A 26,449-nucleotide genomic window follows, 5' to 3' on the forward strand; every position below is an offset into this window, starting at 1 on the left:
ACGATGCGCCCGGCAGCAAAATATCCGCAGCGTAACCAGTGACGTGAAATAATCGCGCCATACGCCTACTTATCATGGAAAGCCCAATGCCAGAGCGTTTCAACCCTGACAGCGTGGTCGCCGGTCTGCGACCCATAGCCGCAGCCGCCATGAGCCTGCCGCAGGAGCAAACGTATCGATCGTTCTATGGGCTCGACAAGCTAGCGGCGCAGCAGGTGCGGCTCGGTTTCTTTGATGCTGCCGGTTATCGCATTGCGGTTCAGGTCTGGTGGCCACAAGCACCGAAGGCAACGTTGGTGTTGCTGCATGGTTATTACGATCACACGGCGCTGTATCGCCACGTAATTGAGTGGGCGCTGAATGAAGGTTTCGCGGTACTGGCGTTTGATCTGCCGGGGCATGGCTTGTCGAGCGGGGCGCGTGCCAGCATTGGCGCCTTTGCTGAGTACCAAGTCGTGCTCAAGGCTGCTTTGGCGCAGGCTGCGCAACTGGATTTGCCGCAGCCCTGGCATCTGTTCGGCCAGAGTACCGGCGGCGCAATCGTTATCGACTACTTGCTGACGGGCAATCCTGGTGCCGAAATCGGCCAGACAATTCTGTTTTCACCCTTGGTGCGGCCTCGGGCTTGGGGTTGGTCGAAGTTGAGTTATCGCGCGCTCAAGCCGTTTGTGCGCAAAATTTCACGACGTTTCACCGAAAATTCGCACGATGCAGATTTTATCGACTTTCTGCATCACCACGACCCGCTGCAACCGCAGTGTTTACCCACCGCCTGGGTTGGCGCGCTAACCCGTTGGGTGCCGTATATCGAGGCGACAGGGCGCAGCCCGCGAAGCCCGTTGATTGTCCAAGGTGAGGGCGATATGACGGTGGATTGGCAACACAACCTTGCGATGTTGGATGCTAAGTTCAGTGCGCCGAAAGTTTTGCTATTGCCCGAAGCGCGTCACCACATGGCCAATGAGGCTCAGTCCTACCGAGACCAGTACTTTGCGTTTCTGACCAAGCAATTGCACAAATAGCAGAACCGCAAGACGCCAGTGACACGGCTTGCGGTTAGTCGAGAGAAGGCGGCGTCTTAAATACCTTGCGGGGCAGGAGCGAGATCAGCTGTATTTTGACCGACAGCTAAACCTGCCCGCATCGCTGCCAGTGCCGCTTGATAATAGGTTTTACCCGCATCTGACTGAGCGAAGCTGACGAACTCTTCCAGCTCAGCATCGCTCAGATCGTGATAGACAAACAGCAAAGTGTTATCCAGCTCTGCGCCGATCTGACTCATCAAGTTCTGCCGTTGCGAGCTGAGCAGGGCCTGCGCTGCACCGCCGCCGAGCAAACCCGGAATCATCTGACTGAGGCTGTCTGCTGCCACGCCAGCCAGTGCCAGGCTAACTTCAGCGCCAGCTTCCTTGGCTGGCAAGGCTTGCGCCAGATGGCCAATCAGCAAACGACGGGTGTCCGAAGCTTCTACTTGTGGCAGACCGTTGGCGTAACGGGCGAGTTGATCCTTACGGGTAGCGAGAGTTTCTGCTGCCACTATTTTCTTGCCCAGCGCCGAATTAAAGAAAGTGACGGCTGGTGCTGGATCGGTCAAGTTGTCTTGCAGAGCTTGTTGCGCACGCTGATCCATAGCTTGTGGCGCAAAGCGCTTATTGCTGTTGTCGACTAATGCCTGATAAACAGCAGGCGGCAGCGTGCTGCGATAGCGCGCTTGAGCAGCGCTCAGGGCATCGTTGAAATGGGCGCGTTGTTCAGGCCAACCGGCAACCTGATAAAGCTCGATTGAAGAAACTGCCAGGCTTGGCAGGCTGATAAGCGTTAAAAGTGCAACACATAGGGCGCGCATAAAGACTCCTGTCTGGCGTGCGGCTATTTTCATTGGCCTGTCGATGCTTGTCGAGATGCAGAAGCGGCGCTGATAGAATAACTGCATGTCTGAATATCCCTCCCCAGAGCAGCTTTCGAGTATTGTCGACGACCTGGCTGAGCAAGGCTGGTCACTCCAGCCTGCATTTCTTACACAGGCTCTGACCCTCGAATTGGCCCAAGAGTGCCGCAAACGTGCCGCACAAGGTGCATTGCTGCCTGCGAGTATAGGCCGTGGCCAAGAACAAATGGTGCAGGAAGGCATTCGCGGCGACCGTATTCAGTGGTTAGAGCCGGGGCAGTCGCAAGCGTGTGACCAGTACTTGGCCAAACTCGAGTCGCTGCGCCAAGCGATCAATCAAGGCCTGTATCTGGGCCTTGAGGATTATGAGAGCCATTTTGCCCTGTACCCGCCGGGCGCATTCTACAAAAAACATGTGGACCGCTTTCGTGACGACGACCGGCGTGCTGTTTCAGTGGTGCTGTATCTTAATCAGCAGTGGCAAGCCGGGCAGGGCGGTGAGTTGCGCTTGCATCTGCCTGATGGACAGGTCTGTGATGTGCAGCCGCAAGCTGGGGTGCTGGTGATATTTCTCTCCGCCGATATGCCCCATGAAGTCTTACCCGCTCAGCGTGAACGTTTGTCGTTGACCGGTTGGTTTCGGCGCCGTGGCGACTCGCCGCTTTAGGGGCAGCACCTTGCGACACATCAATGCTGGAGTTCAGCCATGCACAAAATTTTAGTCAGCCGCTGCTTATTAGGCCATCGCGTGCGCTATGACGGCGGGGCACATGGGCCTTATGACGTGCTAACGCGCTGGCAGGCTGAAGGCCGTGTTGTTGCCCTGTGCCCGGAAGTTGCCGGTGGTTTGCCGACGCCGCGCCCGGCTGCAGAAATTCCGGGTGGCCAAGGTGCACAGGTGTTGGATGGCCTGTTGCCGGTGATCAGCATCGAAAATGAGGATTTCACTGCTCAATTTGTATCAGGAGCCGAGCAGGCACTGGCTTTGGTCAGGCAGCACGACATTGCCATTGCGTTGCTCAAGGCGCGCAGTCCGTCATGTGGAAATATTGAGAATTATGATGGCAGCTTCAGCGGTACCAAGGTCGCTGGCGAAGGGGTAACTGCCGCCCTGCTGCGCCGTGCGGGCGTTGCAGTGTTTAACGAGGAGCAATTAGGCGCGGCAATCCAGATGCTTGCTGAGCTTGAACTAAACTAGAGCTGCTGTTGGTAGGGAACAAACCTGTCTAAAGCAGCGTCAATCCCATGAATCAATCCACAAGGTGTTCATGATGAATAAGTTACTGCCTGCCTTCGCCCTGAGTTTATCTATGCTCGGCGCCAGTTTTGCCGCCATCGCTGAAGTGCCCCGTACAGCCGCTCCGGAAAATGCCTCGGTGTATATCATCGAGCCAAAGGATGGTGCCACAGTCGATAAAACCTTTACCGTACGCTTTGGCTTGAAAGGCATGGGCGTTGCCCCGGCAGGTGTGGATGCGCCAGATACGGGTCATCACCATTTGCTGATAGACCTCGACCAATTGCCTGCGATGAATGGCCCACTGCCGGCGACCGAAAATGTGGTCCATTTCGGCAAAGGCCAGACCGAAACCGAGCTGACTCTCGCACCGGGCAAACATACATTGCAATTGCTCTTGGGCGATAAGAACCACGTGCCATTTGACCCGCCGGTCTTGTCGAAAAAGATCACCGTCACAGTGAAGTAAGTCGCCTGGCTTGCAATTCGCGCAGTAAGCAATAAAAAAGGGAGGCTTTAAGCCTCCCTTTTTAGTGCCGCGCAGTTGAGTTCTGGTTTAGAACAGAACGCGGCTGCGGATCGTACCGTTTACGTGCTGCAGTTTTTCCAATGCGAGATCGGAATAATCTGCGTCGACGTCGATGACCACGTAACCAACCTTCTCATTGGTCTGCAGGAACTGACCGGAGATGTTGATGCCGTTTTCGGCGAATACGCGGTTGATCTCGCTCATCACACCCGGAATGTTTTCGTGGATGTGCAGCAAACGGTGCTTGCCAGGATGTGACGGCAGCGCCACTTCCGGGAAGTTGACCGACGAGACCGAGGTGCCGTTGTCGCTGTACTTGACCAGCTTCTCAGCCACTTCCAGGCCAATGTTGGCTTGCGCTTCGGCGGTTGAACCACCGATGTGCGGCGTCAGGATCACGCGATCAAGACCACGTAGCGGGCTCTCGAACTCTTCAGTGTTCGAGCGTGGCTCAACCGGGAATACGTCGATGGCGGCGCCAATCAGGCGTTCTTCCTTGATCGCAGTTGCCAGGTGATCAAGCTCAACTACAGTGCCGCGTGCCGCGTTGATCAGAATGCCGCCTTGCTTGATTGCGCGGATTTCCGCTTCGCCGATCATCCACTGAGTAGATGGCAGTTCAGGAACGTGCAGGGAAATGATGTCGCACATGCCCAGCAGGTCATGCAGCTTGCCAATTTGGGTTGCATTACCCAGCGGCAGCTTGGTCACTACGTCGTAGAAGAACACTTGCATGCCCAGTGCTTCTGCAAGCACCGAAAGCTGTGTGCCAATCGAACCGTAGCCGACGATGCCCAGTTTCTTGCCACGGATCTCAAATGAGTTGGCTGCGCTTTTGATCCAGCCGCCACGGTGGCAAGAGGCGTTCTTCTCTGGAATGCCGCGCAGCAGCAAAATCGCTTGCGCCAACACCAGTTCGGCAACCGAGCGGGTGTTCGAGAACGGTGCGTTGAACACGGCGATACCGCGCTCGCGGGCGGCATCGAGATCAACCTGGTTGGTACCAATGCAGAAACAGCCGACTGCAACCAGCTTGTTGGCGCAATCAAATACATCTGCGGTCAATTGGGTGCGTGAGCGGATGCCGATAAAATGGGCCTCGGCGATCTTTTCCTTCAGTTCGGCTTCAGGCAGCGAGCCGGTGAGGTACTCGATATTGCTGTAGCCGGCAGCCTTCAGAGTGTCCACGGCATTTTGGTGGACGCCTTCGAGAAGAAGGAACTTGATCTTGCTCTTGTCGAGAGAGGTCTTGCTCATCGGAGTACCTGTTGTCCCACAATAGAGTGTCAGGAGAATTCTCAGCAGTGACTGCTGATACGCCCGTGGGTTAGTGCTGGGCACTGATTAACGGGGTGCGTATGCTAGCATACGTGCCCCGCGAAACACCTATCCTGGCAGATGAAGCGTGCTCAGGGTGACCATGAATCGTTTGAGAGTTCTGTAGATGACCAATCCTGCCCTGATTGACGAGTTGAAGTCCTTAGTCGAAGTCGGAAAAGTGCTGACCGATGCCGATTCCCTTGATGCCTACGGCAAGGACTGGACCAAGCATTTTGCCCCGGCACCGCTGGCTATTGTCTTCCCCAAGAGCGTTGAGCAGGTGCAAGCCATCGTCCGTTGGGCGAACCAGAACAAGGTTGCGTTGGTGCCATCTGGCGGCCGCACGGGTTTATCTGCTGCTGCCGTCGCAGCCAATGGCGAAGTTGTGGTTTCGTTTGACTACATGAATCAAATTCTCGGGTTCAACGAATTCGACCGCACCGTGGTCTGCCAGCCTGGTGTCGTTACCGAGCAACTGCAGAACTTTGCTGAAGAGCAAGGCTTGTATTATCCCGTAGACTTCGCCTCTGCCGGATCGAGCCAAATTGGCGGCAATATCGGCACCAATGCCGGCGGTATCAAGGTTATTCGCTACGGTATGACCCGCAACTGGGTCGCAGGGCTCAAGGTTGTGACTGGCACCGGCGAATTGCTCGAGCTGAACAAAGACCTGATCAAAAACGCCACGGGTTACGACCTGCGCCAGCTGTTTATCGGTGCCGAAGGTACGCTGGGCTTTGTTGTCGAAGCGACCATGCGCCTTGATCGCGCTCCGCAGAATCTCACTGCAATGGTGCTGGGCGCCGCTGATTTCGATTCGATCATGCCGGTGCTGCACGCCTTCCAGAACAAACTCGATCTGACCGCATTTGAGTTCTTTTCGGATAAAGCCTTGGCCAAAGTCATGGCCCGCGGCGATGTGCCGCCAGCGTTTGAAACCGATTGTCCGTTCTATGCATTGCTCGAATTTGAAGCCAGCACCGAAGAAGTTGCCAATGCCGCACTTGAGACTTTCGAGCATTGCGTTGAGCAAGGCTGGGTGCTCGATGGGGTGATGAGCCAGAGTGAACAGCAACTGCAAAACCTGTGGAAGCTGCGCGAATACATCTCCGAGACTATTTCCCACTGGACGCCATACAAAAACGATATTTCGGTGACTGTCTCGAAAGTCCCAGCGTTTTTGCATGATATCGATGAGATCGTCGGTGAGCATTACCCTGACTTTGAGATTGTCTGGTTTGGCCACATCGGTGACGGCAACCTGCACTTGAACATCCTCAAGCCGGAGGGTTTGACTAAAGACGAATTTTTCGCCAAGTGCGCAACTGTTAATAAGTGGGTGTTCGAGATCGTGCAGAAGTACAACGGCTCGATTTCTGCTGAGCATGGCGTCGGCATGACCAAGCGCGACTACTTGGGATACAGCCGTTCCGAGGCTGAAATTGCTTACATGAAAGCCATCAAGGCGGTGTTTGACCCGAATGGCATCATGAATCCCGGTAAGATTTTCGCCTAAGTGATTGTTTAGCCAACATTGAACAGCGTTCACTATTGCCAGGTGCTGTTGTTTGGTCAGCATTGCTTGCACGCAACAGACTCGCTGGACTGTATTACCTTTTGAGGAGTGTTCATGAGCTATCAGCATCAGTATATCGACGGCACCACTATTCATTTTCCAATGGGTAAAGTGGTGTGTATTGGCCGTAACTACGCCGAGCACGCCAAAGAGTTGAATAACCCCGTTCCTACCGAGCCGTTGCTGTTTATCAAGCCGGGCAGTTGCGTGGTGCCGCTCAACAGTGGCTTCAATATTCCGGATGACCGTGGTTCGGTGCACTACGAAGCAGAGATCGCAGTGTTAATTGGCAAGCCGCTGTCACGCTCGCCGAGCAGCGAAGAAGTACGTGATGCTATTTCAGGCTTCGCTCCGGCTTTGGACCTGACCCTGCGTGATGTGCAGGCCAAACTCAAGGAAAAGGGCTACCCGTGGGAAATCGCCAAGTCATTTGACGGCGCCTGCGTGTTAGCACCTTTTGTCAGCGGCGATGCGATTGCTGATTTGACCGACATTGGGATTCGCATGAGCATCAATGGAGAAGTCCGCCAGGACGGCAACAGCAGCGACATGCTCAATCCGATCGTGCCAATGATTCAGAACATGGCCGGGCACTTTAATCTGCAACCTGGCGATGTCATCCTCACTGGAACTCCTGTCGGCGTAGGCCCTCTGAACAAGGGCGATGACCTGCAGCTTGAACTGGTTGGCCTCAGCAGTTTTAACAGCCAAGTCCTCTAATGCTTGGTCTTAATCACCTTTCTTAATATGTGCAGGGATGCGCGTTGAGCGGTATTTGAACTTTAGGATACGCCTAGCTTGAGCGGTATCGTTTTTATTGAGTAATTGCGGTGCCCCAAAGCTCAACGATGTTCAGCACTGTCTGTCGCAGCCTGCTGTTTTTAATGCTTGTGGTGTTTGTCGGTGTGGGGCTCTATCAACGCTGGGATGAACGAGCGTTGTTCTTTATGAAGGAGCTGCAATCCAGCACCGAGGTGCAAGCGTCGAGCATTTGGTTACCCAGCTATCGCGTAACCCTATCCGACAAAGTGATTGATGGGCTTGAAGAGGGCGAGGTTTCCGGCCTGACTTACCGGCCCAGTAGCAACACCTTATTTACCATATTGGGTAAGCATACCGAGTTGGTTGAGTTGTCGCTGACAGGCGATGTACTGCGGCGTATCCCGGTGACAGGGCTTGAAAATCCGGAAGGTGTCGAAGTGCTTTCTGGCGACTTGATGGCAATTGTCGATGAGCGTCAGCGAACGCTAACGATTTTCTCTTTAACTGCAAGCACCACCCAAATTGATGCCAGGCAGCAAATCCAAGTTGACCTGGGGTTCTCTGATGCCGGTAACAAAGGCTTCGAAGGGTTAGGCTGGGACAGTCGCCAGCAACGCTTGTTGCTCGCTAAAGAGCGAGATCCCCGTGGACTTTTCACTTTGCCACTGTCGAGTAAAAGTGGTCCTGCGCAGGGCATGCAAGAACTGAACATTGATGATGTGTTTGTCCGCGATATTTCTTCAGTGAGTTTTGATCCGCGTACCGGGCACTTGTTGATGCTGTCTGACGAGTCGCGCGTGTTGGTTGAGCTGGACGCCAACTTCAAGCCGCGTAGTTTTATTAGTTTTGCTACCGGGCTCAACGGCCTGGGTTGGGGCATGAAGCAACCCGAGGGTGTGGCTATTGGTGCTGATGGCGACATTTATGTAATCAGCGAGCCCAATCTCTTTTATGTGTTGAGCAAGTCTGATGCTGGCGATGATTGATTTAAGTTTGGCTTAAGCCAAAATTCAGCAAGGCTTCAGCTACGCTGGTTAATCTGACCCTGTCATTCACTGATTAGAGATTCAGATTATGAAACGCACTACTCTCGCACTGCTGCTTGCACCCCTGTTTTCCACTGCCGTTATGGCTCAAAGCTACAACGGTCCTAGCGCCAACGTTCAGGTGACCACAGTCGCTGAAGCGCTCAAGGCTGCTGACGATACTCAGGTTGTGCTGCAAGGCCAGATTGTTGAACGTCTGCGCGGCGAACACTACACATTCAAGGACTCGACCGGCACCGTCGAAGTTGAAATCGATGATGAAGACTGGCCGAGCCAGAGCGTCGACGATAAAGCCACCGTCAAGCTGACCGGTGAAGTTGATCAGGGCCGTAGCGGCGTTGAAGTTGAAGTTGACCGCGTCGAACTGGTCAAGTAAAGCTTGCTAGCTTGTTGTGATTGGCATTCCGGGTGCATTTGATTGAGTGCACCCGGAGTCAGCCTTAAAGGTAGATGCGCTGCTGCAAGTTGAGCTTGGGCGGCGTTTTTTATGCGCAATTTCTGAGAAGTACAAAAATGCGTTCCTTGTTCACGGTTAAATCTGTGTTACTGGCCTTGTTGGCACTGTTGGTGATATCGCTGGGGCTCGCTGCACAGCAGTTTCGCTTGTTTGAACGGGTTTGGTTTAACGCGACATCTGCCAGCAGCAGTCAAACGGATGCGATCTGGCTGTCAGATTACCGAGTCAGTCTTGAAGCCAAGAAAATTGAAGGCCTTGATGATGATATTTCCGCGCTGACTTTCGATCCCGATAGGCGCACCTTGTTTACTGTCACCAATACGCAACCACAGTTGATAGAGCTATCGCTTGATGGCCAGGTTTTGCGGCGTATTGATTTAGTCGGTTTTGGAGATCCCGAAGCGGTCGAATATATTCGCCCCAATGTGTTCGTGGTTACCGATGAGCGGCTCCAACGGCTGCTGCGGGTAGAAATTGATGACAATACTGAGCAGGTCAACGCGAATCAGACCAAGCAGCTCTCGCTAAGTGTAGGTGGGGGCGGTAATAAAGGGTTTGAAGGCTTGGCTTATGACTCGGTGGGCAAGCGTTTGTTTGTCGCCAAAGAGCGTGACCCCGTGCGGATTCTTGAAATTACCGGTTTTGCCGAAGCCAATGCCGAAGAGCAGTATTCAGTGCATGTGGTGGATAACGTCAAGCGCGACAAGGGTTTGTTTGTTCGCGATCTGTCCAGCTTGCAGTTTGACGAGAAAACGGGCCATTTGCTGGCGCTCTCTGATGAGTCGAGTCTTGTCATCGAGCTTGATGTCGAGGGCAAGCCGATTAGCACTTTGTCCTTGCTGCGCCGCCAGCATGGCTTGAAGGCGTCGGTGCCACAGGCCGAAGGTGTCGCCATGGATGACAAAGGCGTGCTGTATTTGATCAGTGAACCGAATTTGTTCTATGTCTTCGAGAAAAAAGCAGACTAGGACTGTTCCACCAGTTTCAGAAGTCGTAAAAAAGCCGGTGCTCAAACAGAGCTACCGGCTTTTTATTGTTGGACATTGCTTACAGCGTTTTAGCTCTCGTCGTTGAGCACAGCCACGGGCGCGTTCTTCTGCACCGATTCAATGCCGGCTTTGCAGCTCGCGGCAGTGCTGTACATCTGGCTTTGGCCGACGACTTGGCCGTTGGTCGATTTGAGCACGAAGTAATGCTTGTCGTTGCTGGACGTTTTGGTCTCGAAAGCACCTTCGCGCGCCGAGTTCTTTCTGACTGACTCAATGCCATTGAGTGCTGAATCCTTGGCTTTGTACATCTCACTGGTGAGGATGATCTCACCGTTACCTGCTGACAGATTGAAGTGAAACTGACCGTCTTTGGCTTTTTTCAGATTAAATTTGCTGGCCATTGCGACCTCCTTGGTCGGGATAGGGACAATCCGAGTCTAGCTGGTCTTTGCCAACCGACCAGCTAAGGAACCTCTGAAAAACTACTGCGCTAGGTATTACTGCGTTAAAAAACTGCTCAAAATGCTCATTTACAACACGTAAAGTCGAGCGCGACCCCGGTCGCTTTTTCGCATTTTTTGACTCGCTGGCGCTCGCCCTTCGGGCCAGACTTTGGCTGTTACTCCCGTTGGTCGTTGCACCTTGTACCCGTCGCTCGCTACCTTTTTCAGAGGTTCCGGAAGACCTCTTATCGAGTCAGACTCTTAACCCCTTCGCTGGTTCCCAGCAGCAATAAGTCGGCACCGCGCGCGGCGAACAAGCCATTGGTGACAACGCCGACGATTGCGTTAATTTGCGCTTCCAGTTCGCTTGGGTTGACGATCTGCATGTTAAATACATCAAGAATCACGTTGCCGTTATCCGTAACCACGCCTTCGCGATACACCGGGTCACCGCCGAGCTTGACCAGCTCACGAGCGACATGGCTGCGCGCCATCGGGATCACTTCAACGGGCAGTGGAAATGCGCCAAGCACCGGAACCAGCTTGCTGGCGTCAGCGATACAGATGAAGGTTTTGGCCACGGCCGCGACGATCTTTTCACGAGTCAGTGCTGCGCCGCCACCTTTGATCAAGTTCAAGCGCTCATCGCTTTCATCGGCGCCATCGACGTAGAACTCCAGGTCGCTGACAGTATTTAGCTCGTACACCGGGATGCCGTGACCTTTAAGGCGTGCAGCGGTGGCTTCGGAGCTGGCAACTGCACCGTCGAATTCCATTTTGTGCTTGGCCAGTGCATCAATAAAGCAATTGGCGGTAGAGCCCGTGCCCACGCCAACAACGCTCTTGGCGTCCAGCTTGGGGAGGATATAGTCGACAGCAGCCTGCGCTACAGCTTGCTTGAGTTGGTCCTGAGTCATCACGGTTCTAAGCCTGAGTTGAAGATTGAATAGGCGCTGATTATAGCGGTATGTGCGGCAAAACCTCGCGCTGATTGCACACACGTTGCGTCGCAGCCCCCGTCCATGGCCTCAGATTCCGTGTGGTCTAGCACCGCCGCCGTGGGGTAGACTCGGGAGCTCAATTGGAACCCGCCTGCGATAGAGACCATGCTCGAACAATACGTTAAGAAAATCCTGACCTCGCGCGTCTATGACGTAGCGGTGGAAACGCCGTTGCAAGCCGCTCCTCAACTTTCAGAGCGCCTGGGCAACAAGATTTTGCTTAAGCGTGAAGATCTGCAGCCGGTTTACTCGTTCAAGATTCGCGGCGCTTACAACAAACTGGTTCAACTCAGTGATGTTGAGCGTGAGCGCGGCGTAGTCACCGCATCGGCGGGCAATCACGCCCAAGGTCTGGCCATGGCGGCCAAGCACCTTGGGGTGAAAGCCACCATTGTGATGCCCCGAACCACGCCGGAAATCAAGGTTCATGGCGTGCGTTCGCGTGGCGGAATCGTTGTGTTGCATGGCGATAGCTTTCCTGAAGCCTTGGCCCATTCGCTAAAGCTGGTCGAGGAAAAGGGTTTCACTTACGTTCATCCCTACGATGATCCGGACACCATCGCAGGCCAAGGCACCGTGGCAATGGAAATCCTGCGTCAGTACCAAGGCAAGATTGATGCGGTGTTTGTCCCGGTGGGTGGCGGCGGCTTGATCGCGGGTATCGCGGCCTACGTTAAATACCTGTGTCCGGAAACCAAGGTTATTGGCGTGGAGCCGGATGACTCCAACTGCTTGCAAGCCGCCATGGCGGCAGGCGAGCGAGTGGTGTTGGGGCAGGTTGGCCTGTTCGCCGATGGTGTCGCCGTTGCCCAGATCGGCAAGCACACCTTTGATATCTGCAAGGATTATGTCGACGAAGTGATTACCGTCAGCACCGATGAAATCTGCGCGGCGATCAAGGACATCTACGATGACACGCGCTCCATCACCGAGCCTGCGGGAGCGCTAAGTGTTGCCGGCATCAAAAAATACGTTGACCGTGAAGGCAGTCGAGGTCAGGTTCTGGTCGGTATCGACTCGGGCGCTAACATCAATTTTGACCGGTTGCGTCACGTTGCTGAGCGCTCCGAGCTTGGCGAGAAGCGTGAGGCGATCATTGCCGTGACCATTCCGGAGCAGCCGGGCAGCTTCAAGGCGTTCTGTGAGGCGCTCGGTAAGCGTCAGATCACTGAATTCAACTACCGTTATCATGCTGCCAAAGAAGCCCACATCTTCGTTGGCGTGCAGACTCATCCCGAAACCGACCCGCGCGCCGCCTTGGTTGAAGGCTTGCAAAGCAAAGGCTTCCCGGTTATTGATTTGACCGACAACGAACTTGCCAAGCTGCATATACGCCACATGGTGGGCGGGCGAGCGGAGCAGGTCAGTGATGAGCTGATACTGCGCTTTGAGTTTCCTGAGCGTCCGGGCGCCTTGTTCAACTTCTTGAATAGGCTCGGCGGTCGCTGGAATATCTCGATGTTCCATTATCGCAACCACGGCGCGGCAGATGGTCGTGTTGTGGCGGGTTTGCAAGTTCCCCAGCACGAGCGCCACTTGGTTCCGGAAGCACTCGATGTGATCGGTTATCCCTACTGGGATGAGAGCGAGAATCCGGCGTACAGACTTTTCCTTGGATAGGCCATAAACACGATGGAACATTATCAATTGGTAAAAATTGCCCACAGCGCCGTAGCTGTGCTTCTGCTGCTAGGTCTGCTGGCTCATGTGTTTATGCTCTGGAAGGCGCAGCGCAGCGCTGATGCAGCGGTACTGCAACGCAAACTCAAACGTACGCGTTTTATCAGCATGCCGGTGTTGGCCCTGCTGGCGCTGACGCTGCCGTTTAGTGGTTACTGGATGGTCGACATGACGGGGCTGCCGCTCAGCCAGATGTGGTTGTTGGCAAGCAGTGTGCTGTTTGCGGTGTTGGTGATTCTGGGGTTGTTGCTTTCCGGTCGCCTGCGTGTCTGGCTGGCTTTGGGTGAAGCGCCAGCATCGGCGGGGTTGAAGCGTTTCTGTATGGCTTACGCGGTGCTGATCTTTATCGTGCTGATCGCGATCATGGGGCTGATGGGCGCTAAGCCGGTTTAAGCGCTGCACCATAAAAAAGGGTTACGGCGCGCGCCTGTAACCCTTTTTTGTGTCTGTTAATTGCCGCTGAAACTGACTTAACGCAGTGAAATCACCGGCCAGCCACGTTTTTCAGCTTCAGCTTGTAGGCGTGGGTCTGGGTCAACGGCGAAGGCGTGGCTAACCTGCTCCAGCAGCGGCAAGTCGTTCATCGAGTCGCTGTAGAAGTAGCTGTCTTCCAAGTTGTAGCCGGTTTCTTCGAGCCAGCGATTAAGCCGGGTGACTTTGCCTTCCTTGAAACAGGGCACGTCTGTGGTGCGTCCGGTGTAGCGTCCATCGGCCATTTCGCACTCGGTCGCCAGCAGCGTCTCAACACCCAGGCGCTTGGCAATTGGCGCGGTCACAAAACGATTGGTGGCCGTGATGATTACCAGTTTGTCGCCCGCCTTGCGGTGCTGCTCCAGCAGGGCTTCAGCCTTGGCCAGAATGATGGGTTCTATGCAGTCGCGCATAAAATCGTCGTGCCATTGCTGCAACTGGCTCATTTCAGTGCGACCGAGAATATCCAGGGTGAAATTCAGGTAGTCGGTGATATTCAGGGTGCCCGCCAGATAGTCCTGATAGAACTCGTCATTGCGGTTCTTGTAGGCGATGCCATCGAGAATGCCACGCTCACACAAATAGTCGCCCCATGCGTGGTCGCTGTCGCCGCCAAGCAGGGTGTTGTCGAGATCAAATAAAGCCAAGCGCACACGTCACCTTCACCGGTTTTGCTTAAGGATCAGCAGAATAGCTGCTTTTGTCAGTCATTCCTATTACACCATTTAGGGCCTGCTCCCGCTTCATCGCGAACCGCGTTGCAGCATAAAATCTCGCCAGGCTAGGCGAAGAACGCCGGTAATGGTTGTTTCCTTGCCAAGTTCTTCAACACCGCATGGCGATATTTTACGCGCAACCCATAGGGCCGGGCCTGTTTTAGTGCGATACGGCGTTTCTCGACACTCATTTGGAACAACCAAACTTCACGTCTCGTGCCTTGTCTCGCGCTAAAGCAGGCTCCGGCGCGGCCGTGAATGAAACGAGAGCAGGTCCTAGCGCGTTGCCGCTGTTGCAGGCTTTGTGGAACAATGCCAATTCATGCGTTAACGAGGTTGTGCGCTGTGATCGATTCCGATGGTTTCCGCCCGAACGTCGGCATTATTTTGACTAATGATGCCGGGCAAGTGCTATGGGCGCGCCGGATTAACCAGGACGCTTGGCAATTCCCACAAGGTGGGATCAACGATAATGAGTCGCCAGAAGACGCGCTTTATCGCGAGTTGAATGAAGAAGTCGGGCTCGAACAGCGCGATGTTAAAATTCTCGCCTGTACTCGGGGCTGGTTGAGGTATCGTTTGCCACAGCGGTTGGTGCGCACGCACAGTCAACCGCTGTGTATTGGTCAGAAACAGAAGTGGTTTTTGCTGCGCTTAACCGCTGATGAACAGCGCGTACGCATGGACCTCACCAATAAACCTGAGTTTGATGGCTGGAAGTGGGTCAGTTATTGGTATCCTCTCGGTCAGGTCGTCACATTTAAACGCGAGGTGTATCGTCGCGCCCTTAAAGAACTCGCTCCGCGTTTGTTGACGCGGGACTGACATAGACTAGAGTCGAGCCATGCTCAATACGCTGCGCAAGATCGTCCAGGAAGTGAATGCCGCCAAAGATCTCAAGGCGGCGTTGGGCATTATTGTGCAGCGTGTAAAGGAAGCCATGGGCAGCCACGTCTGCTCGGTTTACCTGCTCGACCCCGAAACCAACCGTTTCGTATTGATGGCCACTGACGGCCTTCTCAAGCGTTCGATCGGCAAGGTCAGCATGGCGCCCAATGAGGGACTGGTTGGCTTGGTTGGCACGCGTGAAGAGCCGCTCAACCTCGAAAACGCTGCCGCACACCCGCGCTATCGTTACTTTGCTGAAACCGGCGAAGAACGCTACGCCTCATTTCTAGGTTCACCGATCATTCACCATCGCCGGGTGATGGGTGTCTTGGTTATTCAGCAAAAAGAACGGCGCCAGTTCGACGAAGGTGAAGAGGCATTCCTGGTCACCATGAGTGCCCAGCTCGCCGGCGTTATAGCCCACGCCGAGGCAACTGGCTCAATTCGCGGGCTGGGTAAGCAAGGCAAAGGTATTCAGGAGGCCAAGTTTATCGGCGTGCCCGGTTCACCGGGTGCGGCGGTAGGTACCGCGTTGGTGGTGCTGCCTCCAGCTGATCTTGAAGTCGTACCCGATAAAACCATCGAAAACATCGACGCTGAACTGGCCTTGTTCAATACGGCTCTTGAGGGCGTTCGCGCGGACATGCGCGCCCTTTCGGCGAAGATGGCCACACAGTTGCGTCCGGAAGAGTGCGCACTGTTTGACGTCTACCTGATGATGCTCGAAGACGCCTCGCTGGGTAACGAGGTGGTCAAGGTCATCCAGACGGGGCAGTGGGCGCAGGGTGCGTTACGGCAGGTGGTGACTGATCACGTCAATCGCTTCGAATTGATGGACGATGCCTATCTGCGTGAGCGGGCTTCGGACATCAAGGACCTGGGCCGACGCTTGCTGGCGTATTTGCAAAAGGCCCGCCAGCAAAACCTGACATATCCGGATAACACCATTCTGGTCAGTGAAGAGCTGTCGCCGTCGATGCTTGGCGAAGTGCCTGAAGGTAAGTTGGTTGGTCTGGTTTCGGTACTTGGCTCAGGCAACTCCCACGTGGCTATCTTTGCTCGCGCCATGGGCATCCCGACCGTCATGGGCGCGGTGGATTTACCCTACTCGAAGATCGACGGCATCCAGCTGATCGTTGATGGCTACCACGGTGAAGTGTTCACCAACCCCAGCGAAATGTTGCGCAAGCAATACGCTGATGTGGTTGAGGAAGAACGCCAGCTCAGTCAGGGCCTTGATGCATTACGTGCGTTACCCTGCGAGACACTCGATGGCTATCGCATGCCGTTGTGGGTCAACACCGGCTTGCTGGCAGATGTAACTCGCGCGCAAGAACGCGGCGCCGAAGGGGTTGGCCTGTATCGCACTGAAGTGCCGTTTATGATGAAGGAGCGCTTCCCCAGCGAGAAAGAACAGCTGGCGATTTACCGTGAGCAGCTCGAAGCCTTCCACCCGCTGCCAGTGACCATGCGCAGCCTGGATATCGGCGGTGACAAGTGCCTGTCGTACTTCCCGATCAAAGAAGACAACCCATTCCTTGGCTGGCGCGGCATTCGCGTCACCCTTGATCACCCGGAAATCTTCCTGGTACAAACCCGTGCGATGCTCAAGGCCAGCGAGGGCCTGAACAACCTGCGGATATTGTTGCCGATGATCTCCGGGGTACAGGAACTCGAAGAGGCCCTGCATCTGATTCATCGGGCTTGGGGCGAGGTGCGCGACGAGGGCACCGATGTGCCATTGCCTCCGATCGGCATGATGATCGAGATTCCCGCAGCGGTTTATCAAACCCGTGATCTGGCGCGGCAGGTGGATTTCCTTTCGGTCGGCTCTAACGACCTGACCCAATATCTGCTGGCTGTGGATCGCAACAATCCACGGGTTGCTGACCTGTACGACTTCTTCCATCCGGCTGTATTGCAAGCACTGCGCAAAGTCGTCGATGACTCGCATGCCGAAGGCAAGCCGGTGAGTATTTGCGGGGAAATGGCCGGTGATCCTGCTGCGGCCGTGCTGTTGATGGCAATGGGTTTTGATAGTTTGTCGATGAACGCCACTAACTTGCCGAAAGTTAAGTGGTTGCTGCGTCAGATCACCATGACCAAGGCCCGCGAGTTGTTGGCGCAAGTGATGACCATCGATAACCCGCAAGTTATCGACAGTACCCTGCACTTGGCGCTGCGCAATCTTGGCTTAGGTCGCATGATTAACCCTGCTTCGGATATTCAAGCCTAAGCTGTGGCCCAAGCCTCAGACCGAGGTTTGGGCACCTACCTAAAGCCATTCGCCAATTAGCCTTGCAGGTTTATTTCACCTAGCTGCGCACCGTTTGGACCAAAACTGCGTTCAAGCAATTGCCAATGACCATCTGCCTTCACAATCAATGCAGTACTGGCACGGGTGCCGTAGGTTTGGCTGGCAATAAATGCGCTACCGAGCAGGCGTTCTGTGGCAATGCCGACGCCGGTGTCAGGCAAGATGCTGTCATCAGGCACGCGGTTATCGCTGAGCAACTCAAGCAAAGCCTGCGGTTGTGGCGATTCAATAAGCTGGGCAAGCGCATGTTTGGCGTAATCGACTTTCGGCCAAGTGCTGTCGAGGTCGGCGTTGGATAAACCGTATACGCCAGCACTGAGCGTTCGTGCTTCACCACTGATCGAGTTGAAATAGCACAGTTGCTGACCATCGCCGACCAGCAAGTTAAACCCTGAATAATCAGCCGCATTGGCTGTAAGTGTTTCGATATAGTCGAGTGCGCTGAGTCGACCGCGGAGAAAGTTCGCTGGCAGTTCGCCGCGCGAACGTAAGCCTGCAGGCGGTCGTGGGTCACGAATATTGGTCAGCGCAGCGAAGCGGCCGCTACCGGTAATGCCCAGCCAAGTGCCGCCAGCTTCTAAGTCGCGCCCAGCAAATACTCCGGGTGCATCTTGCCACTCGCATAGCGCGGCGCTGGGGCGCGCATAGAATTCATCGCGATTGGCTGCAACGACCAGGGGATAGGCGTGCTCCGGGCGCCAGGCAAAGGTTATCAGGCACATGATTGCTTCCTTGGTTGATGATGCTGCCACTTTACGCAATGCCGAGCATGGCATCCATCGCTCTAAAGTAGAGGCAAATTGCTGCATCCGTTACCATGCGCCTTTATTTCGGGGGTGGTGATGGAGCTGCTGCTGTATCTGATGCTTGGCGCTGCTGCTGGAGTTATGGCTGGCCTGTTTGGTGTCGGCGGCGGATTGATCATCGTGCCGGTGCTGGTCGCCAGCTTTGCCGCACATGGTTTTGCGCCAGAAATATTGACTCATCTTGCGGTGGGCACCTCACTGGCGACAATCATCTTCACCTCGATCAACTCGGTACGTGAGCATCATCTTAAAGGCGCGGTGCGCTGGCCGCTGTTTGTCTGGATGGCTGTGGGTATATTGCTTGGCGCAGCGTTAGGCGCGCTAACGGCGAGTAAGATCCAAGGCCCGCTGCTGCAGAAGATTATTGGGGTGTTTGCGATTAGCGTTGCGCTGCAGATGACCCTCGGTTTGAAACCCAAAGCCAGCCGTGCTGTCCCAGGCAAGCCCGGATTAACCGTGGCAGGTGTGGTGATTGGCTGGGCATCGGCGATTTTTGGGATTGGCGGTGGCTCGCTGAGCGTGCCGTTTTTGATGTGGCGCAGCGTGCCGATGCAACAGGCTGTAGCAACTTCATCGGCTTGCGGCCTGCCCATTGCGTTGGCCGGTGCCATAAGCTTTATGTGGATCGGCTGGAACGAACCGCAATTGCCGCAATGGAGTGCAGGGTTTGTCTACCTGCCTGCATTGGCCGGAATCGCCGTGAGTAGTATGTTTTTTGCACGAGTGGGCGCGCGCCTGGCGCATCGTTTATCGCCACTGGTACTCAAGCGTTTATTTGCCCTGCTGCTATTTTGCGTGGGCTTGAATTTCCTGATTTAACGCGTTCTTAGGAGTTTTTTGATGCTGGCTTACCCCCAGATCGACCCGGTTGCGATTTCCCTCGGCCCGCTGCAAATCCATTGGTATGGCCTGATGTATCTGATAGGCATCGGCGGCGCATGGCTGCTTGCCTCGCGCCGTCTGCACAGCTTTGCGCCGACCTGGACCAAAGAAAAGCTTTCGGACCTGGTGTTCTGGTGCGCCATGGGGGTAATCATCGGTGGCCGCCTAGGCTATGTGTTGTTTTACGATCTGTCAGCTTATATTGCCAACCCGCTGTTGATCCTTGAGGTATGGAAGGGCGGCATGTCATTCCATGGTGGCTTTATCGGCGTGATGTTGGCTTCGTGGTGGTTCGGCAAGCGCAACAACAAGACGTTCTTTGAGCTGATGGACTTTATTGCTCCGCTGGTGCCGATTGGCCTGGGCGCAGGGCGTATCGGTAACTTCATCAACGCCGAACTCTGGGGCAAGGCGAGCGACGTGCCATGGGCAATGGTGTTTCCGACCGATCCGCAGCAGCTTGCACGGCACCCGTCGCAGCTGTATCAGTTCGCGCTTGAGGGCGTGGCACTGTTCGCCATCTTGTGGTTCTACTCGCGCAAACCGCGCCCGACCATGGCGGTGTCTGGGATGTTTGCCATGTGCTACGGCATATTCCGCTTCGTGGTTGAGTTCGTGCGCGTGCCGGACGCGCAGTTGGGGTATATCGCCTGGGGTTGGTTGACCATGGGCCAAATTCTGTCGCTGCCGATGATTCTTCTCGGTATGGGGCTGATCGCATACGCTTACCGTCGGCAAAGCGCCCAAGGAGCAGTGCAATGAAACAGTATCTGGACATGATGCGCCTGGTTCGTGAGACCGGGACATTCAAAAGTGACCGCACAGGTACGGGCACCTACAGCCTGTTTGCCCATCAGATGCGCTTCGACCTGGCCGAAGGCTTTCCGCTGGTGACCACCAAGAAGTGTCATCTCAAGTCGATCATTCACGAATTGTTGTGGTTCTTGCAGGGCGATACCAACATCCGTTACCTCAAGGAGAACGGCGTTCGTATCTGGGATGAGTGGGCCGATGAGAACGGTGACCTCGGTCCGGTTTATGGTTATCAGTGGCGCAATTGGCCGTCACCCAATGGTGAGTCGGTTGACCAGATCAGCAAGCTGATCGAGATGATCAAGACCAACCCGGATTCGCGCCGCTTGATCGTTTCAGCCTGGAACCCTGCACTGGTCGAGCAAATGGCGTTGCCGCCTTGCCATGCCCTGTTCCAGTTCTACGTCGCCGACGGCAAGCTCAGCTGCCAGTTGTATCAGCGCTCGGCTGATATTTTCCTCGGTGTACCTTTCAACATCGCAAGCTACGCGTTGTTGACCTTGATGGTGGCGCAAGTCTGCGGCTTGCAGCCAGGCGAGTTCATCTGGACTGGCGGCGACTGCCACTTGTACGCCAACCATATCGAGCAGGCTGATTTGCAACTCAGCCGTGAGCCACTGCCATTGCCGCAAATGAAGCTCAACCCAGAGGTCACTGATTTGTTCGCCTTCAAGTTTGAAGACTTCGAGCTGGTCGGTTACGAGGCGCACCCGCATATCAAAGCGCCTGTTGCGGTATAAGCGCTGATGCAAAGCGCCGAGCTGAAAGCCTTCTACATGGTTGCCCGCCTGGGCAGCATTACCCAGGCGGCGAAAAAGCTCGGCCTCAGCCAGCCAACCATCACCACTCAAGTTCGCAACCTTGAAAGCCAGTACAACGTCGAGTTGTTTTACCGCGGCGGTCGGCGTTTAACCTTGACGCAGGCAGGTGTCGAGCTGTTGCCGATGGTCAAGAAGTTGATGCAGGAAGAAGCGGATATTGAGTTCTTTCTGCGCAACTGTGGTCAGGTGCAGGGTGTTTTGCGAATTGCCGCAACAGCGCCGTATTACATGCTCGACCTGATCAAACATTTTCATCAGCAATACCCGCAGATCGAAGTCAGTCTGGAAATTGGTAACTCTCAGCAGGTCATTGAGGCACTGGAAGATTACCGGGTTGATCTTGCGGCATCCTCGCAACTCAATTCCGATGCACGCCTGACCCATCTGACCCTGGGCCAGGATCCGCTGGTTCTGGCGGTCCACCGTGAGCACCCGTTGGCGACCAAGCAAAAAGTAAGTGTGGCGGCATTGGCCAGCCACTGTTTACTGATGCGCGAACAGGGTTCGACCACCCGTCTGTTGACCGAGAAGATGCTCAAGGATGCTGGCATCACGATCGCCAAGCTGCTTGAAATTGGTGATCGTGAATCGATACGTGAGGCGGTGATACGTAATATCGGCATCAGCGTGATTGCCCGTCAGGAAGTGCCTGATCACCCCGACCTGCAAGTGGTCGAACTGGAACAGGCACCGATGATCAGCGAGTACCTGTATTGCCTCAAAGAACGCCGCCAGGCGCGTCTTCCGGCTGCGTTTCTGGCATTAGCGCGGACCCGCTAATCATGCCCGCGTAAAGGCAACTCTTCTCAGTATTTGGAGTTGCCCACTCCCAAATATCCTAATGACACTATTGGCAGGTTTTGCCTAACTGCAATCAAGCCTTCGTATAGGCTGTTTAGCATCAGCCTCATTCGAGCAATTTGCTCAGTGAGGTGGCACATGACTCAACAAAATATGCAGGTTCGCGGTATCCACAAAGGCTTCGGCGCTTTTCAGGCGCTTGATGGTGTTTCTCTGGATGTCGAGGCGGGTGAACTGGTGTGCTTGCTCGGGCCATCGGGTTGCGGCAAAACCACATTATTGCGCTGTATTGCCGGGCTGGAGAAGCAGGATCGCGGCAGCATCGTCATCGGTTCGCGTGATGTTTCCCACCTGCCGCCACAAGCCCGCGACTACGGCATCCTGTTTCAGTCTTACGCGCTCTTCCCCAACCTCAACGTGGCGCAGAATATTGCCTACGGCTTGAACGGCGACAGCCGTGAAGTTGTGCGTGCACGGGTCAACGAGATGCTTGAGCTTGTTGGCTTGCTTGGCAGCGAGAAAAAATATCCGGGGCAGCTTTCTGGTGGGCAGCAACAGCGTGTGGCTTTGGCGCGCGCGCTGGCGCCCAAGCCTTCGTTGTTACTGCTTGATGAGCCGATGTCAGCGCTTGATGCGCGGGTGCGTGAGCATCTCTGTGGCGAACTGCGTCAGTTGCAGAAAGACCTCGGCGTCACCACCTTGATGGTCACTCACAATCAAGATGAAGCGATGTTGATGGCTGATCGTATCGCGGTGATGAACCACGGTCACGTCGAGCAGTACGCCACGCCGCAAGAGATCTACAACCAGCCTGCGACACCTTTTGTTGCGGAGTTCGTAGGGCAAGGCAATTGGTTGCCCTTTGCCTGCGGTCAAGATGGCAGTGCCCGGGTAGGAACCCTGCAAGTACGTTTGCCGCAGGCTCAGGCATTGCAACAAGGGCGGTTGTTTTGTCGCCCTGAAGCGGTGGTGATCAACCCGCAAGAGGGTGTCGAAAACCAGTTTCATGCACAGATGCGCGATGTCACCTTTCTGGGCAACCGCTGCCGGATGAATTTTGAACTGACTGAATTGCCGGGGCTGACCTTGCAGGCCGAGTTGTCTCCAGAGGTCATGCCGCGACTGTCGAGCCCAGATATTCGGATCGCGTTGCCTTCAAGCAGTCTGCAGGTGTTTGCTTAACATGACTGCGCAACAGCACATCAATCTGCAGGCACCTGCACAGAGCAAGCATGTGTCCGACAAAACCTATGCAGGCTGGGCTGACCGCTTGTTTGTTGAGGGCGGTAAAGGCTTGTTGCTGATACTGCTGATAGTTGCCGTGTTGTTGCCATTGCTGGCAATGCTCTGGCGCGGCTTCGGTGGAGACGGTGGCGGCCTTGGCGCTGCATACGAGCTGTTTTCCAGCACCAACTTTCGTTGGTTGGTGGGCAATAGCTTGAAAGTGTCGACCACAGTCGCGCTGATTGTGGTGCCGCTGGCGTATTTGTTTGCCTATGCGCTGCAACGCACGCTGATAGCGGGCAAAGGCGTGTGGCGGGCGATTTCTCTGCTGCCACTGATGGCGCCATCGATGTTGCCGGGCATTGCCTTGATCTACCTGTTTGGCAATCAGGGTATCTTGCGTGGGCTTTTCGCCGACAATATCTACGGTTTCTGGGGGATAGTGCTTGGCGAGGTGATTTATACCTTTCCCCATGCATTGATGATCCTGATCTCTGCGCTTGCCCTTGCCGATGCCCGGCTGTTTGATGCTGCATCGAGTATGGGCGCCTCATCGTGGCGGGTGTTTCGCAGTATCACTTGGCCGGGTAGCCGCCAGGGCGTATTTGCCGCGTTTTGTCTGGTGTTCACCCTGACTATTACCGACTTTGGCGTGCCAGTTGTGGTCGGTGGTGATTATCAGGTGCTGGCGCTGGAAGCCTACAAAGCGGTGGTTGGCCAGCAACAGTTCGGCCGTGGCGCATTGATCGGCATGGTCTTGTTGATCCCGGCCCTGCTTAGCTTCGGTGTCGATATGTGGCTGCGCCGCCGTTCGCGAGACGCCATGAGTGGGCGTGCGCAGGTGTATCACCCGCATCCCTCACGTCTGCGCGACGGTATTTTCCTGGGCATCGTCATCTTGTTATGTGCCGCGTTATTGCTGGTGTTTGGCATGGCGATTTTCTCATCACTGGTCAAATTCTGGCCTTACAACCTGTCGCTGGTGCTGGATCACTACAGTTTCTCTGACTTACCCGGTGGCTGGTCGGCGTACCGCAATAGCTTGATCCTCGCCACTTGCAGCGCGGTATTTGGCAGCCTGCTGATCTTCACCGGCGCCTATTTGATGGAGAAAACCCGGCAGAACGCACTGACGCAAATTCTGCGCATGCTCAGCTTTATTCCCATGGCGGTGCCGGGGCTGGTGCTGGGCTTGGGCTATGTATTTTTCTTCAACTTGCCCAGTAACCCGCTGAGTGGTTTGTACGGCACCCTGACTTTACTGGTGGTGTGCACCGTTGCGCATTTCTTGACCACTGCGCAGATGACCGCCAGTACGGCGCTGCGTCAGCTGGACGGTGAGTTTGAAGCCGCTGCGCTGTCGCTGAAAATGCCGCTGGCCAAGCATTATCTGCGCGTAACCCTGCCTATTTGCCTGCCGGCCTTGCTCGACATTATTCGTTATTTGTTTGTCTCGGCGATGACCACGGTTTCTGCGGCGATCTTCCTTTACAGCCCTGACAGCATGCTCGCTGCCGTCGCCGTGTTGAATATGGATGACGCCGGCAACGTTGGCGGCGCGGCTGCGATGTCGACCCTTATTTTAGTGACCTCGGCTGCTGTATCGGTGCTTTTGGCGGGCGCTTCACGCGGCTTGCTAAAACGCTCGCAAGCCTGGCGCCAAGCTGCGCCTGGCCATTAATTACTCTGGAGAACGACATGCAATACCACTCCCCAAAACGTTTACAAGCCGTGGTTCTCGACTGGGCTGGCACCGTTGTCGATTTTGGCTCCTTTGCACCGACCAAGATTTTTGTTGAGGCATTTGCCAGCTTCGATTTGCAGATCAGCCTGCAAGAGGCGCGTGGGCCAATGGGCATGGGCAAGTGGGATCACATCCGCACTCTGTGTGATCAGCCGCAAATTGCCGAGCGTTATCAGCAACGCTTCGGGCGTCTGCCCAGTGATGAAGACGTGACCGCAATCTACCAGCGCTTTATGCCGCTGCAAGTTGCCAAGGTTGGTGAGCATTCAGCGCTGATTCCCGGTGCGCTGGAGACCATAGCGGCGCTGCGCGCACAGCAGTTGAAAATCGGCACCTGCTCCGGTTATCCCAAGGAGGTGATGGACAAGGTTGTCGAGTTGGCAGCTGTCGCGGGTTATCAACCGGACCATGTAGTTGCCAGCGATGAAGTGCCAAAAGGCCGGCCAAGCCCTGCGCAAGCGCTGGCCAACGTCATTGCGCTGGGCATTGATGATGTTGCTGCCTGCGTCAAAGTGGATGACACCGAGCCGGGCATTCTGGAGGGCAGAGCGGCTGGGGTGTGGACTGTTGCCCTGCGTTTCTCCGGCAATTTCCTCGGCCTCGACTGGGAGCAGTTCAACGCCTTGTCCGCTGAAAAACTTGAAGCTGAACGGCTACGGATCGACGAGTTATTTGCAGCCAGCCGCCCGCATTACCTGATTGACACCATCAGCCAGTTACCCGCCGTGATCGAGCAGATCAACGAGCGTCTGGCGCGTGGCGAAACCCCGCAATCGCTATAAAACCTGACTCTGCCAACCGATAACAATCCTTGATAATGGAGCTTCACATGTTTAAACGCACTGCTCTAGCTACCGCTTTAATTGCCGGTTTTAGTCTGCACGCCAATGCTGCAACCGAGTTGACCGTTTACACCGCACTCGAGGTGGAGCAACTCAAGGCTTACAAAGAAGCGTTTGAGAAGAAAAATCCGGATATCGAAATCAGATGGGTGCGTGATTCGACAGGCATCATTACCGCCAAACTGCTGGCAGAAAAAGCACGGCCACAGGCTGATGCTGTGTGGGGCTTGGCCGCGTCCAGCCTGGCCGTGCTCGATAAGCAACAGATGCTTGAAGCCTATGCGCCAGAGCAACTGAATAAAATCAGTGCTAATTACCGCGATGCAGCCAATCCACCGGCGTGGGTTGGGATGGATGTGTGGGCGGCAACTGTTTGCTTCAACACTGTCGAGGCAGAGAAGCAGAATTTGCCGAAACCAGTTAGTTGGGAAGACCTGACGAAGCCAGTCTATAAAGACAAAATCGTCATGCCTAACCCGGCATCATCCGGCACCGGTTATTTGGATGTCAGCTCGTGGCTGCAAACCTTCGGTGAGCCGCAAGGTTGGGCCTATATGGATCGCCTGCATCAGAACATCGGTCAGTACACCCACTCGGGCTCCAAGCCTTGCAAGTTGGCTGCGGCTGGCGAGTTCCCAATTGGTATCTCGTTTGAATACCCAGCAGTTCAGTTGCAACGCAAAGGCGCACCGCTGGACATCATCTTGCCCAAAGAAGGCCTGGGTTGGGATATCGAGGCGACCGGCATCATCAAAGGCACCGCTCATCTGGAAGCTGCGAAAAAGCTGGCTGATTTCTCTGCCAGCAGCGATGCCATGCAGCTGTATAAGAGCAACTTTGCAGTATTGGCCCAGCCTGGCATCGCTGAGCGCTTTCAGGAACTGCCGGCTGATTACGAACAGCGTCTGATCAAGAACGACTTTGCCTGGGCTGCTGAAAACCGCGACAAGATCCTCGCCGAATGGCGCAAGCGTTATGACGGCAAATCAGAGCCTGTCGCTCAGTGATGCAGTCGGCAGCGGCGCTCTGGCGGTGTTGCGCGGGAGTGCCGTGCTCTGCGCTCGCGCGTCTACCCAGATTGCCGCTGCCTGCCGCTCGATTTGTGGTGCGATTGATTGGGTAAAAGCTCTGCAGGGTGCGTGCGGCCGCAAGGCGTGCTCTTCCAGTTAGGGTGAATTAAACACTGAGTTTGAGGA

General features: G+C 55.1%; 27 protein-coding genes. 21 read left to right on the top strand and 6 right to left on the bottom strand.

All coding sequences use genetic code 11. The annotated features are described in order from the left end of the window. Positions 1–86 precede the first annotated feature (86 nt). On the top strand, positions 87–1,022 hold the full coding sequence (locus ACN0UH_RS07615; protein ID WP_417661490.1) for an alpha/beta hydrolase: 936 nt from the start codon (positions 87–89) through the stop codon (positions 1,020–1,022). A gap of 56 nt (positions 1,023–1,078) precedes the next feature. Here ACN0UH_RS07615 and ACN0UH_RS07620 read toward each other — a convergent pair whose 3' ends face one another. After that, the gene (locus ACN0UH_RS07620; RefSeq protein WP_417661491.1) at positions 1,079–1,846 is read right to left on the bottom strand and encodes a DUF2059 domain-containing protein; all 768 of its coding nucleotides are present in this window, start codon (positions 1,844–1,846) and stop codon (positions 1,079–1,081) included. 85 nt (positions 1,847–1,931) lie between these two features. Here ACN0UH_RS07620 and ACN0UH_RS07625 point away from each other — a divergent pair, with 85 nt between their 5' ends. The 3 genes from ACN0UH_RS07625 (at position 1,932) to ACN0UH_RS07635 (ending at position 3,594) form a co-directional block, all read left to right on the top strand. Then, entirely contained in the window at positions 1,932–2,555 is a 624-nt protein-coding gene (locus ACN0UH_RS07625; RefSeq protein ID WP_417661492.1) for a 2OG-Fe(II) oxygenase, read from the top strand. Positions 2,556–2,594: 39 nt separating this feature from the next. Then, entirely contained in the window at positions 2,595–3,086 is a 492-nt protein-coding gene (locus ACN0UH_RS07630; RefSeq protein ID WP_417661493.1) for a DUF523 domain-containing protein, read from the top strand. 73 nt (positions 3,087–3,159) lie between these two features. Further along, positions 3,160–3,594 carry a DUF4399 domain-containing protein gene (locus ACN0UH_RS07635; RefSeq protein WP_417661494.1) on the top strand — a complete coding sequence of 145 codons (435 nt, stop codon included), beginning with the start codon at positions 3,160–3,162 and terminating at the stop codon, positions 3,592–3,594. Positions 3,595–3,681: 87 nt separating this feature from the next. On the opposite strand, the gene serA is transcribed toward ACN0UH_RS07635, so the two are convergent. Then, the gene (gene serA, locus ACN0UH_RS07640) at positions 3,682–4,911 is read right to left on the bottom strand and encodes a phosphoglycerate dehydrogenase (protein WP_417661495.1); all 1,230 of its coding nucleotides are present in this window, start codon (positions 4,909–4,911) and stop codon (positions 3,682–3,684) included. 187 nt (positions 4,912–5,098) lie between these two features. On the opposite strand from serA, the gene ACN0UH_RS07645 reads away from it, so the two are divergent. From ACN0UH_RS07645 to ACN0UH_RS07665, 5 genes are all read left to right on the top strand, one after another. Next, positions 5,099–6,490: an FAD-binding oxidoreductase gene (locus ACN0UH_RS07645; RefSeq protein WP_417661496.1), complete on the top strand. Its 1,392-nt coding sequence runs from the start codon at positions 5,099–5,101 to the stop codon at positions 6,488–6,490. Between the two features lie 114 nt (positions 6,491–6,604). After that, positions 6,605–7,270, top strand: coding sequence for a fumarylacetoacetate hydrolase family protein (locus ACN0UH_RS07650; protein ID WP_417661497.1), 666 nt, complete (start codon positions 6,605–6,607; stop codon positions 7,268–7,270). A 128-nt stretch (positions 7,271–7,398) separates the two neighbouring features. Then, complete coding sequence (locus ACN0UH_RS07655; protein WP_417661498.1) at positions 7,399–8,298, top strand: SdiA-regulated domain-containing protein; 900 nt, start codon at positions 7,399–7,401, stop codon at positions 8,296–8,298. 88 nt (positions 8,299–8,386) lie between these two features. Continuing rightward, a complete protein-coding gene (locus ACN0UH_RS07660; RefSeq protein WP_339515418.1) occupies positions 8,387–8,734 on the top strand; it encodes a NirD/YgiW/YdeI family stress tolerance protein in 348 nt (115 codons plus the stop codon). Positions 8,735–8,871: 137 nt separating this feature from the next. Beyond that, the gene (locus tag ACN0UH_RS07665; RefSeq protein WP_417661499.1) at positions 8,872–9,783 is read left to right on the top strand and encodes an SdiA-regulated domain-containing protein; all 912 of its coding nucleotides are present in this window, start codon (positions 8,872–8,874) and stop codon (positions 9,781–9,783) included. Between the two features lie 89 nt (positions 9,784–9,872). On the opposite strand, the gene ACN0UH_RS07670 is transcribed toward ACN0UH_RS07665, so the two are convergent. Both ACN0UH_RS07670 and rpiA read right to left on the bottom strand, forming a co-directional pair. Further along, positions 9,873–10,205: a YegP family protein gene (locus tag ACN0UH_RS07670; RefSeq protein WP_417661500.1), complete on the bottom strand. Its 333-nt coding sequence runs from the start codon at positions 10,203–10,205 to the stop codon at positions 9,873–9,875. A gap of 287 nt (positions 10,206–10,492) precedes the next feature. After that, on the bottom strand, positions 10,493–11,164 hold the full coding sequence (rpiA, locus tag ACN0UH_RS07675; RefSeq protein ID WP_417661681.1) for a ribose-5-phosphate isomerase RpiA: 672 nt from the start codon (positions 11,162–11,164) through the stop codon (positions 10,493–10,495). Between the two features lie 189 nt (positions 11,165–11,353). On the opposite strand from rpiA, the gene ilvA reads away from it, so the two are divergent. Then, complete coding sequence (gene ilvA / locus ACN0UH_RS07680; RefSeq protein ID WP_417661501.1) at positions 11,354–12,868, top strand: threonine ammonia-lyase, biosynthetic; 1,515 nt, start codon at positions 11,354–11,356, stop codon at positions 12,866–12,868. A 12-nt stretch (positions 12,869–12,880) separates the two neighbouring features. Further along, a complete protein-coding gene (locus tag ACN0UH_RS07685) occupies positions 12,881–13,321 on the top strand; it encodes a DUF2269 family protein (protein ID WP_417661502.1) in 441 nt (146 codons plus the stop codon). A 77-nt stretch (positions 13,322–13,398) separates the two neighbouring features. On the opposite strand, the gene ACN0UH_RS07690 is transcribed toward ACN0UH_RS07685, so the two are convergent. Further along, entirely contained in the window at positions 13,399–14,052 is a 654-nt protein-coding gene (locus ACN0UH_RS07690) for an HAD family hydrolase (RefSeq protein ID WP_417661503.1), read from the bottom strand. A gap of 408 nt (positions 14,053–14,460) precedes the next feature. On the opposite strand from ACN0UH_RS07690, the gene ACN0UH_RS07695 reads away from it, so the two are divergent. Both ACN0UH_RS07695 and ptsP read left to right on the top strand, forming a co-directional pair. Next, positions 14,461–14,940: an RNA pyrophosphohydrolase gene (locus ACN0UH_RS07695; RefSeq protein ID WP_417661504.1), complete on the top strand. Its 480-nt coding sequence runs from the start codon at positions 14,461–14,463 to the stop codon at positions 14,938–14,940. A gap of 19 nt (positions 14,941–14,959) precedes the next feature. Beyond that, positions 14,960–17,239, top strand: coding sequence for a phosphoenolpyruvate--protein phosphotransferase (gene ptsP / locus ACN0UH_RS07700; RefSeq protein WP_417661505.1), 2,280 nt, complete (start codon positions 14,960–14,962; stop codon positions 17,237–17,239). 56 nt (positions 17,240–17,295) lie between these two features. Here ptsP and ACN0UH_RS07705 read toward each other — a convergent pair whose 3' ends face one another. Continuing rightward, positions 17,296–18,042, bottom strand: a complete 747-nt coding sequence (locus ACN0UH_RS07705; RefSeq protein WP_417661506.1) for an NRDE family protein — start codon at positions 18,040–18,042, stop codon at positions 17,296–17,298. Between the two features lie 120 nt (positions 18,043–18,162). Between ACN0UH_RS07705 and ACN0UH_RS07710 the strand changes: the two genes are divergently transcribed. The 8 genes from ACN0UH_RS07710 (at position 18,163) to ACN0UH_RS07745 (ending at position 26,260) form a co-directional block, all read left to right on the top strand. After that, the gene (locus ACN0UH_RS07710; RefSeq protein WP_417661507.1) at positions 18,163–18,945 is read left to right on the top strand and encodes a sulfite exporter TauE/SafE family protein; all 783 of its coding nucleotides are present in this window, start codon (positions 18,163–18,165) and stop codon (positions 18,943–18,945) included. Positions 18,946–18,966: 21 nt separating this feature from the next. Continuing rightward, positions 18,967–19,770, top strand: coding sequence for a prolipoprotein diacylglyceryl transferase (gene lgt / locus ACN0UH_RS07715; protein WP_417661508.1), 804 nt, complete (start codon positions 18,967–18,969; stop codon positions 19,768–19,770). Then, positions 19,767–20,561: a thymidylate synthase gene (locus ACN0UH_RS07720; RefSeq protein WP_087515223.1), complete on the top strand. Its 795-nt coding sequence runs from the start codon at positions 19,767–19,769 to the stop codon at positions 20,559–20,561. Before lgt ends, ACN0UH_RS07720 begins: the two co-directional genes overlap by 4 nt. Positions 20,562–20,567: 6 nt before the next feature. Next, positions 20,568–21,422: a LysR substrate-binding domain-containing protein gene (locus tag ACN0UH_RS07725; RefSeq protein WP_417661509.1), complete on the top strand. Its 855-nt coding sequence runs from the start codon at positions 20,568–20,570 to the stop codon at positions 21,420–21,422. Between the two features lie 159 nt (positions 21,423–21,581). Further along, a complete protein-coding gene (locus tag ACN0UH_RS07730; RefSeq protein WP_417661510.1) occupies positions 21,582–22,625 on the top strand; it encodes a putative 2-aminoethylphosphonate ABC transporter ATP-binding protein in 1,044 nt (347 codons plus the stop codon). A 1-nt stretch (position 22,626) separates the two neighbouring features. Further along, positions 22,627–24,348 carry a putative 2-aminoethylphosphonate ABC transporter permease subunit gene (locus tag ACN0UH_RS07735; protein WP_417661511.1) on the top strand — a complete coding sequence of 574 codons (1,722 nt, stop codon included), beginning with the start codon at positions 22,627–22,629 and terminating at the stop codon, positions 24,346–24,348. A 17-nt stretch (positions 24,349–24,365) separates the two neighbouring features. Next, positions 24,366–25,193: a phosphonoacetaldehyde hydrolase gene (gene phnX / locus ACN0UH_RS07740; protein WP_417661512.1), complete on the top strand. Its 828-nt coding sequence runs from the start codon at positions 24,366–24,368 to the stop codon at positions 25,191–25,193. 47 nt (positions 25,194–25,240) lie between these two features. Continuing rightward, positions 25,241–26,260, top strand: a complete 1,020-nt coding sequence (locus ACN0UH_RS07745; RefSeq protein ID WP_417661513.1) for a putative 2-aminoethylphosphonate ABC transporter substrate-binding protein — start codon at positions 25,241–25,243, stop codon at positions 26,258–26,260. Positions 26,261–26,449 lie beyond the last annotated feature (189 nt).

The sequence above is a fragment of the Pseudomonas sp. genome (assembly GCF_048265905.1).
Classification (GTDB): domain Bacteria; phylum Pseudomonadota; class Gammaproteobacteria; order Pseudomonadales; family Pseudomonadaceae; genus Aquipseudomonas.